17 protein-coding genes are annotated in these 16,674 nt (G+C 61.2%); 8 read left to right on the top strand and 9 right to left on the bottom strand.

Annotated features, from left to right (window positions below):
- Positions 1–137: 137 nt before the first annotated feature.
- The gene (locus ACZZ0A_RS07955) at positions 138–917 is read right to left on the bottom strand and encodes a tellurite resistance TerB family protein (RefSeq protein WP_463542806.1); all 780 of its coding nucleotides are present in this window, start codon (positions 915–917) and stop codon (positions 138–140) included.
- Positions 918–1,176: 259 nt separating this feature from the next.
- On the opposite strand from ACZZ0A_RS07955, the gene pcsA reads away from it, so the two are divergent.
- On the top strand, positions 1,177–1,899 hold the full coding sequence (gene pcsA, locus ACZZ0A_RS07950) for a phosphatidylcholine synthase (protein WP_007919592.1): 723 nt from the start codon (positions 1,177–1,179) through the stop codon (positions 1,897–1,899).
- 125 nt (positions 1,900–2,024) lie between these two features.
- On the opposite strand, the gene ACZZ0A_RS07945 is transcribed toward pcsA, so the two are convergent.
- Both ACZZ0A_RS07945 and ACZZ0A_RS07940 read right to left on the bottom strand, forming a co-directional pair.
- The gene (locus tag ACZZ0A_RS07945; protein WP_007919589.1) at positions 2,025–2,837 is read right to left on the bottom strand and encodes a class I SAM-dependent methyltransferase; all 813 of its coding nucleotides are present in this window, start codon (positions 2,835–2,837) and stop codon (positions 2,025–2,027) included.
- Between the two features lie 33 nt (positions 2,838–2,870).
- Positions 2,871–3,143: a DUF4242 domain-containing protein gene (locus tag ACZZ0A_RS07940; RefSeq protein WP_095120244.1), complete on the bottom strand. Its 273-nt coding sequence runs from the start codon at positions 3,141–3,143 to the stop codon at positions 2,871–2,873.
- Between the two features lie 225 nt (positions 3,144–3,368).
- Here ACZZ0A_RS07940 and ACZZ0A_RS07935 point away from each other — a divergent pair, with 225 nt between their 5' ends.
- Positions 3,369–3,830, top strand: coding sequence for a GNAT family N-acetyltransferase (locus tag ACZZ0A_RS07935; RefSeq protein ID WP_463542805.1), 462 nt, complete (start codon positions 3,369–3,371; stop codon positions 3,828–3,830).
- A 17-nt stretch (positions 3,831–3,847) separates the two neighbouring features.
- Here ACZZ0A_RS07935 and ACZZ0A_RS07930 read toward each other — a convergent pair whose 3' ends face one another.
- From ACZZ0A_RS07930 to ACZZ0A_RS07920, 3 genes are read right to left on the bottom strand one after another with little or no spacing between them, the layout of a single operon-like run.
- Positions 3,848–5,059, bottom strand: coding sequence for a cytochrome c biogenesis protein DipZ (locus ACZZ0A_RS07930; protein WP_463542804.1), 1,212 nt, complete (start codon positions 5,057–5,059; stop codon positions 3,848–3,850).
- Positions 5,060–5,096: 37 nt separating this feature from the next.
- Positions 5,097–5,351 (bottom strand): hypothetical protein, encoded by a 255-nt coding sequence (locus ACZZ0A_RS07925; protein WP_007919581.1) that lies wholly within the window; start codon positions 5,349–5,351, stop codon positions 5,097–5,099.
- Positions 5,352–5,380: 29 nt separating this feature from the next.
- The gene (locus ACZZ0A_RS07920; protein WP_463542803.1) at positions 5,381–5,644 is read right to left on the bottom strand and encodes a DUF2790 domain-containing protein; all 264 of its coding nucleotides are present in this window, start codon (positions 5,642–5,644) and stop codon (positions 5,381–5,383) included.
- A gap of 298 nt (positions 5,645–5,942) precedes the next feature.
- Between ACZZ0A_RS07920 and ACZZ0A_RS07915 the strand changes: the two genes are divergently transcribed.
- The 4 genes from ACZZ0A_RS07915 to ACZZ0A_RS07900 all read left to right on the top strand — a co-directional run bounded on the left by ACZZ0A_RS07915 (position 5,943) and on the right by ACZZ0A_RS07900 (position 11,426).
- Positions 5,943–6,683 carry a response regulator gene (locus ACZZ0A_RS07915; protein ID WP_007919579.1) on the top strand — a complete coding sequence of 247 codons (741 nt, stop codon included), beginning with the start codon at positions 5,943–5,945 and terminating at the stop codon, positions 6,681–6,683.
- Positions 6,680–7,987: an ATP-binding protein gene (locus ACZZ0A_RS07910; protein WP_095111582.1), complete on the top strand. Its 1,308-nt coding sequence runs from the start codon at positions 6,680–6,682 to the stop codon at positions 7,985–7,987. The genes ACZZ0A_RS07915 and ACZZ0A_RS07910 overlap by 4 nt, the downstream gene beginning before the upstream one ends.
- Positions 7,988–8,227: 240 nt before the next feature.
- Complete coding sequence (locus tag ACZZ0A_RS07905; protein ID WP_463542802.1) at positions 8,228–10,411, top strand: hypothetical protein; 2,184 nt, start codon at positions 8,228–8,230, stop codon at positions 10,409–10,411.
- Positions 10,398–11,426, top strand: a complete 1,029-nt coding sequence (locus ACZZ0A_RS07900) for an NAD(P)/FAD-dependent oxidoreductase (RefSeq protein WP_463542801.1) — start codon at positions 10,398–10,400, stop codon at positions 11,424–11,426. The genes ACZZ0A_RS07905 and ACZZ0A_RS07900 overlap by 14 nt, the downstream gene beginning before the upstream one ends.
- Position 11,427: 1 nt before the next feature.
- Here the strand turns inward: ACZZ0A_RS07900 and ACZZ0A_RS07895 are convergent, their stop codons facing one another.
- Both ACZZ0A_RS07895 and ACZZ0A_RS07890 read right to left on the bottom strand, forming a co-directional pair.
- Positions 11,428–12,180, bottom strand: coding sequence for an HvfC family RiPP maturation protein (locus ACZZ0A_RS07895; protein WP_463542800.1), 753 nt, complete (start codon positions 12,178–12,180; stop codon positions 11,428–11,430).
- Entirely contained in the window at positions 12,173–13,012 is an 840-nt protein-coding gene (locus tag ACZZ0A_RS07890) for an HvfB family MNIO-type RiPP peptide maturase (protein WP_463542799.1), read from the bottom strand. Before ACZZ0A_RS07890 ends, ACZZ0A_RS07895 begins: the two co-directional genes overlap by 8 nt.
- Positions 13,013–13,425: 413 nt before the next feature.
- Here ACZZ0A_RS07890 and ACZZ0A_RS07885 point away from each other — a divergent pair, with 413 nt between their 5' ends.
- Together ACZZ0A_RS07885 and ACZZ0A_RS07880 are read left to right on the top strand one after the other, a co-directional pair.
- Positions 13,426–14,472 (top strand): class I SAM-dependent methyltransferase, encoded by a 1,047-nt coding sequence (locus tag ACZZ0A_RS07885; RefSeq protein WP_463542798.1) that lies wholly within the window; start codon positions 13,426–13,428, stop codon positions 14,470–14,472.
- 54 nt (positions 14,473–14,526) lie between these two features.
- On the top strand, positions 14,527–15,369 hold the full coding sequence (locus ACZZ0A_RS07880; RefSeq protein ID WP_007919572.1) for an NAD-dependent protein deacetylase: 843 nt from the start codon (positions 14,527–14,529) through the stop codon (positions 15,367–15,369).
- Between the two features lie 338 nt (positions 15,370–15,707).
- Here ACZZ0A_RS07880 and ACZZ0A_RS07875 read toward each other — a convergent pair whose 3' ends face one another.
- Positions 15,708–16,595 (bottom strand): LysR family transcriptional regulator, encoded by an 888-nt coding sequence (locus ACZZ0A_RS07875; RefSeq protein WP_007919570.1) that lies wholly within the window; start codon positions 16,593–16,595, stop codon positions 15,708–15,710.
- Positions 16,596–16,674 lie beyond the last annotated feature (79 nt).

Genomic DNA, 16,674 nt, shown 5'->3' with positions numbered 1-16,674 from the left:
GACGCTGTTCCACACGCCTCTACAGCAGCAGAGAGGCGGCGCCTGTGAAAAATTCAATCGACGTGAAAATTGCCCGGACGGACGGCGAGGCAGCTCCTTGGCGGAACTGCTGAGGGCTATGGTTTTTTGACGTTAGTTCAGGCCTGACCTTTGGCCTGCTGTTCCAGATGCACCTGCAAATCCGGGTCGATCTGCAAGGCTGCTGCCAGCTCGTCCAGATAACTGCGCTCCGCGTCCCGCTGGTCATCCACGAGGATCACGCTGACCAGATACATCTCAGCGGCCATGGCCGGATCGCCTTTGGCCGCCTGCGCGACTTCGTTGGCGTCCAGCGGTTTCGAGACTTCGTCCTCAAACCATTGCTGCAATAGTGGGTCGTCGGTGTGTTTGCTGATTTCCCCACTGATCATCTGTTGTTCCCGGGCGTCGATCTCACCGTCAGCCTTGGCCGCCGCAATCAACGCGCGCAACACAGCATGGCTGTGCTCCTCGACTTCCGGACCGGCAAGGAGATTCGCCGTCTGCGGGATCTGTTGCGGTGCCGAACTGGCCTGGCTGCGTTGCCAGGCCTGATACGCCTGGAACGCCATCATGCCCAACGACGCCAGCGCCGCATAATTGCTCGCGCCGGAGCGGCTTTGCGTGCTGCCACCGCCACCCAGTGCCCCACCCAATGCGCCGCCCAGACCGCCACCAGCACCGGCACCGCCGCCGAGCAAACCACCGAGCAAACCACCTAATCCGCCCAGCCCCCCGGCTGCAGAGCCACCACGTGTGCCGGTGGAATCCGCGCCGCCGAGCAGGCCACCCAGCAACCCGCCTAAACCACCCAAACCATCGCCGGCAGACGCTGAAGATTGTTGACCTGCCGAGGCCTGGCCTCGCAGCAGTTGTTCAAGCAAATCGCTGGTGTTCATGACGTCATCCTCAAGCGTTGACAGTGACTGCGTCTGGCAACGATAGCCCCCTCAAGCCATAGCGCCAGCACCGTTTGGCTGACACTCAAGCGCCTGGCGGATTTCGCCCGCGTATTTTTTCGCCGGCCAGCTAAGATTGATCAGTGGTGAACCTTATCCCGGCCAGACCGGTCGATAGCTGCAACCCCGACCCGGTTTGCCGGCGCCCTGCTACTCAAGGGTGATACCCGGCTTGCTTCACTTTCTGGAGAACGCCCCCGTGATATCGACCGTACACATCGCCAGGCTCAAAGCATGGGGCGCCCATGGTTTTACTGCGACTGGCGTGGTCACTGCCTTTCTGGCCACCCTCGCCTTATTGGAAAACCAGCCGACCCATTGTCTGATGTGGCTGGGCGTGGCGCTGATTGTCGACGGCCTCGACGGCGCACTGGCGCGCAAGGTCAACGTGCAATCAGTGCTGCCGAGCTTCGATGGTTCGATCCTTGATCTGGTGATCGATTACCTGACATATGTATTCATTCCGGCATTGTTCATCTATCGCTACATTCCGCTGCCGGACTACACCCTGCTGCTGACCGTGTCGCTGATTCTGGTGTCGTCGCTGTTCTGCTTCTGCAATGTCAACATGAAGAGCAAGGACAACTACTTTGTCGGGTTTCCGGCGGCGTGGAATGTCGTCGCGCTGTGCCTGTACATCATCGGGCCGGGGCCGTGGATCACTTTTCTGACGGTGATTGGTCTGGCGCTGTTGACCGTGACGCGGATGAAGTTTTTGCACCCGTTCCGCGTACGCCGGTTCATGCCGATCAACATTGCGGTGACGGCAATCTGGCTGCTGTGCAGCCTGTCGCTGGTGCTCAACCACCCGGTGATCAACCCGTTGGTGATGGGCTTGTGGTTATTGATGTCGGCGTACTTTCTGGGGATCTGCATCTGGCGTACGGCGCTGGAGTGGTTTGATCGGCCGCAGGTGAAATAGACCCCAGAGCCAAACACACATCCAATGTAGGAGTGAGCCTGCTCGCGATAGCGGTGTATCAGTCGAAAAATATTCAGCTGACAGACCGCTATCGCGAGCAGGCTCACTCCTACAGGGATCTTCATTCAGCGCTTGGTGATCACCACCTCCAGATACTCACTCGGCACCACCAGCGAACCTTCCCCCGCCCGATTCAACCGATTGAGCAAATCCGCCAGATCACTCTCCAGCGCCTGCCCGCTCTCCGGCGGTAATGCCGCAAAGGCCTTGTGCACCGGCCCGTACCAATGGCGGAAAATATCGATGAAATGCGCGGCCGAGCGATAGCGAAAGTTGAACTCGCGCCGCGTCACGCGCAGCAGAAAATCACGGTCATCGAAATGCTTGTGCAGCCAAGCATCGGAGCCCCAATTGGAGGGCGGCTGGGCGCCGGCAGGCGGTGGCAGATGCCGGCCGAGGGTCTTGAACATCAGGCCAACAAAACCTTCCGGCGTCCAGTTGGCCAGACCAATGCGACCGCCACGGCGACAAACCCGGCCGAGTTCAGCAGCGGCCTTGTCCTGATCCGGGGCGAACATCACGCCAAAGGTCGACAGCACTGCGTCGTAACTCTCATCAGCGAACGGCAGTGCCTCGGCATCGGCAACTTGAAACGTCACGTCCAAATGCTCCGCCCGGGCCCGATCCTGCCCGCGCTCCAGCAATGCCGCGACGTAATCGGTCGAGGTGACCAGACAACCGCGCCGTGCCGCCGCCAGCGTCGCATTACCGTTGCCGGCAGCGACATCCAGTACCTCTTCGTCGCAACGCAGGTCGCAGGCTTCGGCGAGGTTTTCACCGACGATTTGCAACGTCGTGCCGATCACGGCGTAGTCGCCACTGGCCCACGCGACTTTCTGGCGTTCCTTCAAGGCAGTCAGATCAATCGGGGTACTCATGACAGTGCGCTCCGCTACAAATTGGATCAGTGATTATTCGGCCGTCGTCGGGTCAATGACCGTCATCACCCGCGCCACACTGTTGGCAGGAAATCCTCCAAGCCTGGCGTGTTCGCGCACCTGCTCTTCGTCAGGCGCGATGTACACGCAATAGATTTTGTCTGCGGTGACATAGCTCTGCAGCCATTGCACCTGTGGGCCGAGTTCGCGCAACACGTCACAGGACTTGTGCGACACGGCTTTGAGTTCTGCTTCCGACAGCTTCCCGGCCCCTGGAATCTCGCGTTCAATCACGAATTTAGGCATGGCTACCTCGCGCTCTTGTTATGGGGCAAGGCCGGCAGTGACCCTGCTCACGCACTATCGCGCCGAGACCACGCGGCGTCCCTGCCAATCGTCTGGCAACCCTGTAAAACCAGGGGTTTGCCGATGAGCGGTGGAAATCTGTAAAGCGTCTGGAACACCTTGAGGATTGCCAAGGTTGGGGGATTGGTTTCTGATGCTCGCTCGCTTCTGGAACGGATTCGTCAGATGTCACTGAAAATTGATTGGCTCGCGCATCACATGCACCACAGCGACCACTATGCCCAATGGATTCACCAACAATTTCCCTACGAATACGTCGACCAATCACTGGCCGAATGGCAGCGTGAATTTGCCGAGGGCCAAAGCAATGGCGACTGGTCCTGCCTGATCGGCATGGACGGTGAACGTCTGGTCGGCGGCGCCGCACTGGCACGCGATGACCTCGACCTGCGTCCCGACCTCGGCCCATGGCTGGCCTGCGTGTTCGTCAGCCCTGAAGCACGCGGGCAAGGGCTGGCGGAACGTTTGATTGAAGGGATTTGTCAGGAGGCGAAAGACTGCGGCTTTGCGCGTTTGTATCTGCATACGCAGAGCAAGCAGGACTACTACGCCAAGCGCGGCTGGCAAGTCCTGGAGCGTTTTCGCGCCTGGGACAACGAACAATGGCTCATGGTCCGCGACCTCTGAGCCATTGGTGTTGCTGATCAGGCCGCCGGCGCCTTCGCCTCCTGCAGCAACTGCTGGATCATCTGTTCCTGCGCTTCGTAGCGACCTTCGCCAAAGTGGCTATAACGCACCTGGCCCTTGGCGTCGATCAGGTAGTGCGCTGGCCAGTACTGATTGTCGAAGTTGCGCCAGATCGCGTAGTTGTTGTCGATGGCCACCGGGTAGGTGATGCCGAGCTTTTTCACCTGATCCTTGACGTTGTCGATGATCCGCTCATAGCCGTATTCCGGGGTGTGTACGCCGATCACCACGAGCCCGTCTTTTTCGTATTTCTTCGCCCAGTCTTTGACGTACGGCAGGGTGTGCTGGCAGTTGATGCAGTCGTAGGTCCAGAAGTCCACCAGTACAACTTTGCCGCGCAGAGCTTCAGCGCTCAGCTCGGGCGAGTTCAGCCATTGCACTGCGCCGCCCAGTGACGGCATCGCGCCTCTGCCCTCCTCCATCGGCGAGTCCGCGCGGACTTTGCTGACGAAGTAGTCGACCACTTTCGGCACGTTCTCCAACACGCTTTTTTCGACGCTGGCGACGCTTTCAGAGGAGGTCTTCGCCAACAAGGTTTTATCGAAGCCGGTAGCAATAACCGCTGCCGTTGCCAGTACCGCAACCCCGGCACCTCGGCGCAACCAGCCAGTAAACGGAATCGACGGTTTCAGGCGATTGACCAAACCGCGCCCGGTGAAAATCAACGTGCCCAGCGACAATGCACTGCCAGCGCCGTAGGCCAGCAGCAACAGGCTGGTCTGCACATTGGCGCCTTGCAGCATGGCACCGGTGAGAATCACCCCGAGAATCGGCCCGGCACACGGTGCCCACAGCAGCCCTGTAGCCACGCCAAGCATGATCGACCCCATCGGCCCGGCCTTTTTCCGAGTATCCGGGTCAAGGCGATTGCCCAGCATCACAAAGGGACGTGTCAGCCAGTCGCCGATGCGCGCCGAGATCAGCGACAGGGCGAACACGCTCATCACGATCAGCGCGGCGTAACGTCCGCTGTTGCTGGCCTGGATCACCCACTCGCTGCTGACCACGGCAAGGCTTGAGATCAGCGCGAAGGTCAGGGCCATGCCACCTAAGGTCAGCAGTATCGAAGCGCGACTGCGTTGGGCGCCGGCAAACAGAAACGGCACCACCGGCAGGATGCAGGGGCTGAGCACGGTCAGCAGACCGCCGAGGAATGCGATGAGGTACATAATGAGTCACCCTTGATCAATGAATGTGACGAGCCATTCAGACGTTCTGGCTGTCCAGCCAATGGCTCTGCGGCGTGCGGCTGGCGCCGTTCTCGGCAAACATCTGGCCCTGCGGCGTGCGGCTGGAACCGTCCGCAGCAATCAAGCCATCGCTGCCCTGCTTGGCCACCGGCGTCAGTTGGAAGCAGGTGCTGCTGTGGCAGCTATGCTGTTCAACCGCGGCGTTGGCATGGGCGGCGACGCCGGCCAGGGAGAAGGCGATGGCGGTCAAAAAGCGCGATACGTTGTTCATGGCTGTTTCCTTCTATAAAGAGTGATGACTTAGTTGTCGTTGTTGCAGCCGTCGGCAAATTTGCTGTAATCGAGCACGCGGGTCTGACCGGCCGAATCGAGGTAGGTCATGCGCGCCTCGACAATCCCGCAATTCACCGAGTTGTCCTGTTTCAGCGAGAGCACTTTCTGGATATCCAGGTGGGTGCCGTAGGTGTAGGTTTGCGGGGTGACAGCGGCTTCGGCGCGGACCGACAGCGTGCAGATGTTCAGCGCGGCGAACAGGCAGGCGGCGATTACGGATTTGTTGTTCATGGCGTTTTCCTCAAGGCTTCAGTGGGGTTTGAGCCGAGGCGATCTGTGTGGGCCTCGATGGAGCCTATTTGAGGCTCGCGAGGTATCGCGTCTGTGTCAGGAACAGGCGCGTTTCAATCGCTGTGTATCCCTGCCATCGGGGGATACACAGCGATACAAAACCCTGGAAAATTCGCGTTTTTGCGTTCCCGTGTATCCGCCGACACGGCAGATACACTGCAATACAAAGGCAGGCAGGCGAGTCATTGAAGGCTCTATAGACTGCACGGCATTCCCCTTCCGACTGAGGCTTGAACCGATGGATCATGTCGATCACATTCTCATCGTCGACGACGACCGCGAGATCCGTGAACTGGTGGGCAACTACCTGAAGAAAAACGGTCTGCGCACCACCGTGGTCGCCGATGGCCGGCAGATGCGCAGTTTTCTCGAAGCCAACACCGTCGACCTGATCGTGCTCGATATCATGATGCCCGGTGACGATGGTCTGCAGCTGTGCCGCGAACTGCGTGTGGGCAAACACAAGGCCACGCCGGTGTTGATGCTGACCGCGCGCAACGATGAAACCGACCGCATCATCGGCCTGGAAATGGGCGCCGATGATTACCTGACCAAACCGTTCGCCGCCCGCGAATTGCTCGCGCGGATCAACGCCGTACTGCGCCGCACGCGGATGCTGCCGCCGAATCTGGTGGTCACCGAGGCCGGGCGCTTGCTGGCTTTCGGCCGTTGGCAACTGGACACCTCAGCCCGTCATCTGCTCGACAAGGACGGCACCATGGTCGCCCTCAGCGGCGCCGAATACCGCTTGCTGCGAGTGTTCCTCGATCACCCGCAACGGGTGCTCAGCCGCGATCAACTGCTCAACCTGACCCAGGGCCGTGACGCGGATCTGTTCGACCGCTCGATCGATTTGCTGGTCAGCCGTTTGCGTCAGCGTCTGCTCGATGATGCGCGCGAGCCGGCCTACATCAAGACCGTGCGCAGCGAGGGCTACGTGTTCTCGCTGCCGGTCGAGATTCTCGGGGCGCCGGCATGAGCGTCAATCTGCACTGGCCGCGCACCCTCGCCTCACGCCTGTCGCTGATTTTCCTGATCGGCTTGCTGCTTGCGCAGGCGCTGTCGTTCGGCGCGCAGTATTACGAGCGTTACCAAAGCGCGAAAAACACCATGCTCGGCAATCTGCAAACCGACGTCTCGACCTCGATTGCAATCCTCGATCGCCTGCCTGGCGAAGAACGCCCTGCCTGGCTCGAGCGGCTGGCGCGAAAAAATTATGGCTACCTGTTGAGCGAGGGCGATCCGGGCACGCCGATCGAGCCCGGTGATGTGCCGGTGGCCGTCACCTCGATCACTGACGCAATCGGTGATCGCTATCCGCTGACCTTCACCGACATTCCCGGGCCGAAGAAACATTTTCAGGGCCATCTGCGCCTGAGCGACGGCAGCCCGGTGACCATCGACGTGCGCCCCGCGATGGTCCCGTTGTCACCCTGGTTGCCGGCGGTATTACTCGGCCAACTGGCGCTGATGATCGCCTGCACCTGGCTGGCCGTACGCATCGCGGTCCGCCCCTTGACCCGGCTGGCCAACGCCGTGGAAACCCTCGACCCCAACGCCCACCCGATCAACCTCGATGAAAGCGGCCCCACCGAAGTGGTCTACGCCGCGCGTGCATTCAACACGATGCAGGCGCGCATCGCTGCCTACCTCAAGGAGCGCATGCAATTGCTGGCAGCGATTTCCCATGACCTGCAAACGCCGATCACGCGGATGAAACTGCGCGCCGAGCTCATGGACGATTGCACCGAGAAAGACAAGCTGTGGAATGACCTCAGCGAGATGGAACATCTGGTGCGCGAAGGCGTTGCCTATGCGCGCAGCATCCATGGCTCGACCGAGGAAAGCCGCCGCACCAACATGGACTCCTTCCTCGAAAGCCTGGTGTTCGACTATCAGGACATGGGCAAGCAAGTGAACCTGGTGGGCAAGAGCGCGGCGGTCATCGATACTCGGCCCCATGCCTTGCGCCGTGTTCTGGTCAACCTGACCGACAACGCGCTGAAATTCGCCGGCGCCGCCGAAGTCTGGGTTGAAGCCAACAAGGGCAGCCTGGCGATCACCGTCATGGACCGCGGCCCGGGCATCGCCGACGCCGAACTGGCGCAGGTGCTGCAACCGTTCTACCGCGTGGAAAACTCGCGTAATCGCGATACCGGCGGCACCGGCCTGGGGTTGGCGATCGCCCAGCAACTGGCCATGGCGTTAGGCGGCTCGCTGACCTTGAGCAACCGCGAAGGCGGCGGGTTGTGTGCTGAGCTGAAGTTGCCGCTGCACCCCTGAACCTTTCAACGGCGTTGTTTAAATGCTACCAACCGGCGCTGGTCGGTAGCCTGCGCATCGCAGCGCCAATGCCTACAACCTCATCAGAATCCACCGACTGTGCGCCTTGGTCGTTGCGCTTATCGTTGTGCTGCCCGTTTCGCACTGATCACCACTGGTCGCGACTGTCAGATCTGACAGTGGCGAGTCAGCGCCGGGCTGCGGTTCCATGACGATTGGCCCAACCTGTCGAGGCGCAACATGAATCTGCTCGAATCCGTCACACAAGTGTGCAGGCGACTGGCGCCCGGCGGCTGGCATTCGCTGATGCTCGCGCATGGCCTGGACCTGCTCGCCGAACCGCTGGCGGCGGAATTGGGCAAACCGTTGAACGTCGACCGTTCACTACCCGGATTCGCCGACTTCGCTCGGGCCGGCAGCCGCGCAATCGAAGCCGGCGTACCGTCACGCAGCCTGCTGTATCACGCATTGGCTTCGCCACGGGTCATCAGCGATGAAAACGGCCAGACACTACAGCTGTTTCCCACACCTGCTGAAATCGAAACAGTGCTCGACTATGTCTACAGCGTCAGCCCGCCCACGCTCGACAGTTTGCGCAGCAAAGCGTTGGGCGCACCGTTGGCAATGGTCGCGTTCGCCAGTGAATATCGTTGCGCGGCCGACACCGTGCATGGCCGGCATGCCGATCTGTGTTTCTCGCGCACCGGTATCGCCCGCGTCGGCACCGCCCCCGCGCGCTATGACGCAAAACTGCGCAGCTTTTTGCCCTTCGTCGACGATGACCCTTACCGCATCCGAGTCATGCCGGTGCGCTACAGCGCCTATATCGCCGTCAAACTCAAAGGCGATGCCACGCGCTTCGGACCGATGGATTTTCAGGTGGAGCTCGATCCCGAACTGGATTTCTGGGTGCCGCTGCACAAGCTGTTCAACGGCGCACAGTGCCTGGAGGGCATGAACCTGACGGTGACGCTGGACAACCACCAGATCAACGAAAAACTGCGGCATATCCATTTACGCCACAGCGGCACCGGCTGGCAGGAGCCGCAGATCAGCCAGCCGCCCTTCGTCGTTACCGCCGACCTGGCGCATTGGGCAACAGTGACGGATGGCGGCCCGGGGCTGCTGTTACCCGTGGCCAAACCGCGGCTGGTCGAGCCGGCCGCGTACCAGGGTCAACCGTTGTCCTTTGTGATGCCGGCCAACAGTGGCGGCATGATTCACGGGCGTCACCGGGTCGAGGCGGATGGCAGTATCGAAGACCTGAACGAGTATGAAAATGTCGAAGAATTGCTGCGCCAGGGGGGTTACCGCGCCTTGCACTATCAGGACAGCACCGCCGATGGCTGGGTGCGGCCACGGTGCCCGGCGCTGGAAAAAAGTTTGCCGACAGTCGCGGCCTACTCAGTGATCGGCCCACCGGACTTCTATCCGCTGTGCAGCCAGCGCAACCTGTTGCGCTGGGTCAGCGACGAGCCGTCATTGCCGAGTACCGGTCTCTGGCACGCCCGACTGGAAGCGCTTTCCAATGTCCGCTACTGCGCCAACCTGCACTTGCAGGATCACCTGTTCTCCCCCGCCGATCGCGGGGTGAGTGCCATCGTCGCCCTCGCCGAACAATCCGACACTGTGCAATCCGAAGCCCCGCTACCGCCGCCATCACGGCCTACCTCACTGCCCGACGGCGCCGCCGGGGTGTTCGGGCCAGGCTGGGAGGTCGGCTGGGTTCGTCAGCGCACCGTGGACGAAGAATGGATCAACGTTCTCGCCGGTTATCAGATGGCCAGCCCGTTTCCCGAGGATGCAAAAATCTGTGCGGCGCTGGGGTCTTTCTGGCCCGGCGTGGCACCCGACTCAGCGCGGGTCTTCGAGCCGCGCGCGACCCTGCACAGCATCATTCCCCTGACCGATGAGGACATCGGCATGGGCGGCGGTGTGGCCTGGGATAATCAGCGCGGCCCGCAACTGATCACGCATGACAATCGATTGATCGCCCGATACCACGCGTACGCCCATGCCGACTACACCCAAGTGGCTCTCGACAACCTGTTTTCCCTGGGCATGACCGGTCACACCTCGCAAACGGCGTATCAGCAACGCGTGCTATCGATGTATCGCGTGTACCGCGTGCTTGGCGCCGCCAACGACAAACAATTGCGCAATACATGGCCGCTGTTATCGTTCATTGAAGTGCAGCGGCCGAATGCCGAACTGGACACCGCACAGGCGGAATCCGGGCAGGTCCTCGACGGCTGGGTGCAGCGCTTTTTGCTGTACAGACGCGGTGCCGTGCGGATCGCTGAAAGCGATTTCAGGTTGCGCGACGTCGAAGTCGAAGCGCTGGTGATTCTGTTGCTCGGCGCCGATACGATCCTGATCAAAACTGACGCGCTGCCGTGGCAGGTAGCCCATGCAGCATTTTGATGTCGTGATCGTCGGCGCCGGCCCTGCGGGGTGCGCAACGGCAATCAGTTGCGCCAGGCGTGGCTTGCACGTGGCTTTGATCGAACGGCAGGCGTTCCCACGATTTCGCCCCGGCGAAAGCCTGCATCCGGGCATCGAACCGTTGTTACGCCTGCTGGGGGTTGCCGAGCCCTTGTGTGGCCGAGCGGCCCGGCGCTTTGACGGTCACTGGGTAACGTGGAACGGCGCGCCGCATTTCAACGGTTTTGGCACCGATGACAGCGGCATTTGGCAGGGCTTTCATCTCGAGCGAGCCCAATTGGACGCAACGTTGCTGGCGCAAGCCGCTTCTTTGGGCGTAGAGGTCATCCAGCCCAGCCGGGCACGGCGGGTGCTGACGCAGGCTAACCGGGTGATCGGCGTCGACACCGACAGCGGCTGCCTTTACGCAAAATGCCTGATCGATGCGAGTGGCGCTCGCGACTGGCTCAGCCGCCAACTCGGCCTGACGACTCACAGTTGCTCCGCGCCACTGGTGGCTCGTTACGGCTACTTGCAAGGCTCTAACGCAGTCTATGCCACGACGGCACACTTGCTGGCCGACCCTGAGGGGTGGACGTGGATCGCCCAGGTTGAGGATCGTTTGCTGCACTGGACGCGCCTGACCTTCGAACGCAACACTCGGTCGGTGATGCTCCCTTCCACCCTGCAATCATTACCAGCGGTGGGTGCCGTGCGCGGCGCCGATGTGACCTGGCGCCTCACCCCGGCCGCCGCCGGTGCCGGTTATTTCCTGGTAGGCGATGCCGCCAACCGGCTTGATCCGGCGGCGTCCCACGGCGTACTCAAAGCGCTGATGAGCGGCATTCAAGCCGCGCAAGCCGTGGCGGATTTTCTGCGCCAACCGGCCTTGCAAGTGCCTGCCCAGATGCAATATCGACAATGGCTCATCGACGGGTTCACACGCGATGTGGCGCAACTGCGCAACTTCTATCGTCAGCATCCTTGCCCGCCGTCGTGGTTGCCTGCCCATTGATTCAAACGATGCTGCAGAGCACGGCGTCTTCATGCATTTGCCGCAACAACATCAATCCGTTTTCCATGAATGCAACGGTTGCAGTCTCCCCCGCCTCCACCGCCAAACCTTGCAACTGCTGACGGCCATCAAGGGCGGGATATTCGTCGATGCGCTGCAGCAACCGCCAGGCCAGCGGACTCAGTTCGGAAAACTTCACGTTCCAGTCAGCCGTGCGTCGCACCAGTAACAAGGTCGGTTGAGCCGGTGGCGTGGCGGGCTGATTGTCCGGGTCGAGTTCATGCACCGGCCATACATACGCCAGCGGCCAGGCCAACGCCGAGACTTGCAGCGGGCGTTCCAGCAACAACGCCGGATCCGTCGACGGCAGCGCTTGAGCATCAGATTGCTGCAAGACCATTTCGACCCATTCGTAATGCGCCAGCTCCAGCAGAAACGCCGGCCACTCACCCTCGCGCAACACCTGCGGTTGCGCAGCGAGATAGTCGAGAAACGTTTCGGCGATCTCACCGAACCTGGGTGTCTGCGCCCGCCAGTCGCGCAAGAATCCTCGCACCAGCCAGCCCCAGCGTTTTTCCCCAATGATTCGAATCAACACCGGGAAGGTGCCACTCAACAATTGCGACAGGTTGTTGAATACCAGGTCCCGGTAGACGTTAACCCGTTGCACATTCATGTCGACGGGCGGCGACTGATGTTCGGGATCACGCAAATACCGGGTCAGCGCCTGCTGTTGCTGTAGCAGGTTATCCACGATGGCTGCCCCCCGCTTGTAAATGGCGAATGGTCTGCAACTCGGCAATCAGTTCGGAAAATGCCGGGAAGTTGAAATCCCGCTCCAATAAAGTGGGTTGCGCACCGAACCGCGCGTAGGCCTCAGCCAGCAATGCCCAGACCGCCGGCTTCACCGAGGCACCATGGGTGTCGATTTTCAGCGTATCGGACTCATCGAAATGCCCCGCCACATGCATGCCGACCACCCGGCCCGGCTCAATGCCGGCGAGAAAGGTTTGCGGTTCGAATCCGTGGTTGATCGCGTTGACGTAGACATTGTTGACGTCCAGCAGCAGGTCGCAATCGGCCTCGCGCAGCACGGCATTGGTGAAGCTCACCTCGTCCATGTCCTGACGTGGCGCGGCGTAGTAGGAAACGTTTTCCACGGCCAGACGCCGGCCGAGAATGTCCTGGGCCTGACGGATTCGCGTGGCGACGTGGTGCACCGCCTCTTCGGTGAACGGCAATGGCAGCAAGTCATACAGGTGCCCGTCATCGCTGCAATAACTCAGGTGCTCGCTGTACAGCGCCACGTTGTAATGGTCGAGAAACACCCGGACCTCCTGCAAGAACCCGACATCCAGCGGCGCCGGCCCGCCGAGTGACAGCGACAAACCGTGGCAGGACAACGGGTAGCGTTCGGCCAGTTCACGCAATGCTGCACCGTGGGCGCCGCCGACGCCGATCCAGTTCTCAGGGGCGACTTCGAGAAAATCGAAAGTGCCGCTGTGCGCAGCATGCAGGTCTTTCAGCAGGCCACGGCGCAGGCCGAGGCCGACGCTGGGTGGCATTGATGAGGGCGGCGTATGCATGGGATGTACCTCAGCAGTGGGTTTTCCACATTTGAGCCGCCGGATGTATTGCGGTTGTGTGCAGATGACCGGGCATTTGCAGCCCTGTGTGTCCCCCCGTCACGGCGATACACAGTGATACAGATTCACTGCCGATCAATATTGTAGGAGCGAGCCTGCTCGCGAAAGCGTCGGCACTGACAAGATCAGAATTACCTGAAATGCCGCCTTCGCGAGCAGGCTCGCTCCCACAGGTTTTCGTTGCTCACAAATCCAGCGACACGCCCGGACCGGGGCTAGACTCCTTTATTACCCAGTCGAGGGGGACGCAGGACGTCAGCCGTGCCCTGCCCAACTCCGTGACCACCGCCCGGTGGCGCACGCCTCGACCTTCGACGCCGCCGGACCGTGATCCTGTTTCAGGAGCACACATGATGGACGAGGCGAAGCTCAACCAATTCATGGGCAAACTGGTCAACGACATGGGCGGCGCGGCGATGCTGGCCAATGTCATCGTCGGCGAAGAACTCGGTTTGTACCGGGCGATGGCCGACAGTCAGCCAATCAGCGCCGATGCCCTCGCCGCCAAAACCACCTGTAATCCGCGTCTGGTGCGCGAATGGCTCAGCGCTCACGCGGCGTCCGGCTATATGGAGCACCACGACGGCCAGTTCCGTCTGCCGGAAGAACAGGCGCTGGCCCTCGCCGTCGAGGACTCGCCGGTCTACGTCGCCGGTGGTCTCGGGGTGGTGGCGTCGTTTTTCCACGACAAAGACAAACTGGTCAAAGCCATGCGCGGCAATGGCGCTCTGCCTTGGGGCGATCATCATCCGTGCATGTTCACCGGCACCGAGCGGTTCTTCCGGCCCGGCTACAAAGGTCACCTGATCGCCGAATGGCTGCCGGCGCTGGACGGCGTGGTGGCGAAACTGGAGGAAGGCGCCAAAGTCGCCGATGTCGGCTGCGGCCATGGCGCCTCGACGGTGATCATGGCCCAGGCCTTTCCCAACTCGCGCTTCGTCGGCTACGACTATCACGCGCCCTCGATCACTGTCGCCACCCAACGCGCCGAGGAAGGTGGCGTCAGCAGCCGGGCGAAGTTTTTCCAGGGCTCGGCAAAGAGCTACCCCGGCGATGACTACGACCTGATCTGCTATTTCGACTGCCTGCATGACATGGGCGACCCGGTCGGCGCCGCCCGTCACGCTTATGACTCGTTGAAAGACGACGGCACGGTGTTGCTGGTCGAGCCATTCGCCAACGACACGCTGGACGACAACATCAACCCGGTCGGACGGCTGTTCTACGCCGCCTCGACGTTTATCTGCACACCCAACTCGCTGTCGCAGGAAGTCGGCCTCGGCCTAGGCGCGCAAGCCGGGGAAATGCGTTTACGCAAAGTGTTTTCCGAGGCCGGGTTCAAGCACTTCCGTCGGGCCACGCAGACACCGTTCAACCTGATTCTGGAGGCGCGCAAGTAAGCCATGCGGGTCGCGTGCTAACCTGCTGGCACTGCCCACTTCGGAGCGCTGACCATGCTCGACAGCCCGACCCGCGAACACCTCGACACCCTGCAAGAGGTGATGGCTGATGGCGACTTCATCGTACTGACCGGGGCCGGCATCAGCACGCCGTCGGGCATTCCGGACTACCGCGACAGCGACGGAGTACGCCGTGGCCGACAACCGATGATGTACCAGGAATTCCTCGCCGCCCCCGAGTCGCGCCGCCGCTATTGGGCGCGGGCCATGCTCGGTTGGCCAAGGGTGCGTCAGGCGCAACCGAACGCGGCTCACGAGGCATTGGCCGATCTGCAGCACGGTGGGCTGATCCGTGACTTGATCACCCAGAACGTCGACACCCTGCACGATCAGGCCGGCAGCCACGACGTGATCGAACTGCACGGCAGCCTGCATCGGGTGTTGTGCCTGGACTGCGGTCAGCGCAGCGAGCGCGATGCGATTCAACAACTGATGGAATTGCACAATCCGTATCTGGCCGGGGTCGACGCGGTGCAGGCACCGGATGGCGACACCCTGCTCGACCCGGCGTTCGAGGCGCGTTTTCAGGTGCCGCACTGCCCGCATTGCTTTGGCGAGCGGATGAAACCGGACGTGGTGTTTTTCGGCGAAAACGTTGCGCAGCACACGGCGGCACGGGCGATGGCGGCGGCAGAAAATGCCGCGGGGATGTTGGTGGTGGGGTCTTCGTTGATGGCGTATTCGGCGTTTCGCCTGTGCCGGGTGATCGCCGATCGCGGGAAACCGTTGATTGCGATCAATCTGGGCAAGACCCGGGCGGATGATTTGCTGGATTTGAAGATTGAAGCGTCGTGTGAACAGCTTTTGCCGTTGTTGGTTGAAGTGCTGGATCGGTGAGTTGCTGCACTTTGTGCTCGACTCAGGACCCAAGCCCCTCACCCTAGCCCTCTCCCAAGGGAGAGGGAACTGACCGAGTTGTCTGGGCTGAATACTGCGACCTGAAAATGCTGAGTCGAGCTCACAATCTGAATAACCACGATCTGCTCCCTTTCCCCGAACACTAGGCCTCGCCCTCGCCCTCGCCCTCGCCCAAGGGAAAGGGAATTGACCGAGTTGTTGCTAGCGATACATCGACCTGTAAATTTCGAGTCGAACCCATTTTTTGAAATGCCCCCGATCAGCTCCCTTCCCCCTCGCCCCCTCTGGGGGAGAGGGTTGGGGTGAGGGGGTAGATCTCACAGTAGCCCGAGATCTTCAGCCTTGAGAATATCGAACAACGCCTGCGCCGCCGCCGACAGTTCATTGCCCGGTTCGGTCAGCACGCCGATGGCTCGCTCCACCGAGTCATCCAGCGTCAGGCAATGGGCGCCCAATTCCTGCATCTGCCCGGCGCACAACGCCGGCACGGCACTGACGCCCAGCCCGCTGGCGACCATCCGCCCGACCGTGGCCAATTGATGGCTTTCAAACTCCACCGGCAACTTCATGCCCCGCGCCTGCAAGTGCTCTTCGAGCATCACCCGCACCGTCGAGGGCCGCTGCAAGGTGATGAACGGCTCCTGCAATAACGTCTGCCAATCGATCTCGCTGCGCTGCGCCAATGGCGAATCCTTCGACACCACCGCGACGAAGCGATCTCTGTACAGCGGCGTAAATGTCATCGAGGTGTTTTGCATCGGCTCGAACGCCACCCCCAGCTCAACCTGACGATCACGGACCATTTCCAGCACTTGCTCGTTGATCACGTCATTGACCGTGACGTTGACGTTCGGATAGCGCGCGCGAAACGTTTTGAGGATCGGCGGCAACAGGTTGCCGGCAAACGACGGCATCGCCGCTAACGTCACCCGCCCGCGTTGCAGGCTAAAGCGTTGACGCATCTCGTCTTCGGCGTTGTCCCAGTCCGCGATCAGGCGCCGGGCCAGTGGCAGCAGCGACTCACCTTCTGCGGTCAGCGCCACATTGCGGGTGTTGCGACTGAACAGGCGCCCGCCCAGTCCCTCCTCCAGCGCTTTGATGGTCAGGCTCAACGCTGATTGCGAGAGATGCAGGCGCTCGCAAGCCACGGCGAAGCTGAGGCTCTGGGCCACGGCGAGGAAGGCGCGGATCTGTTTGATGGTCATACTCAAACCTCTGAACATGAAACTCGGTCAGGTAGGAGCTGCCGGAGGCTGCGATCTTTTGATCTTGGTTTTATCAGAT

The sequence above is a fragment of the Pseudomonas sp. AC242 genome, from assembly GCF_979258655.1.
This window is presented reverse-complemented; position numbering and strand designations above follow the sequence as displayed.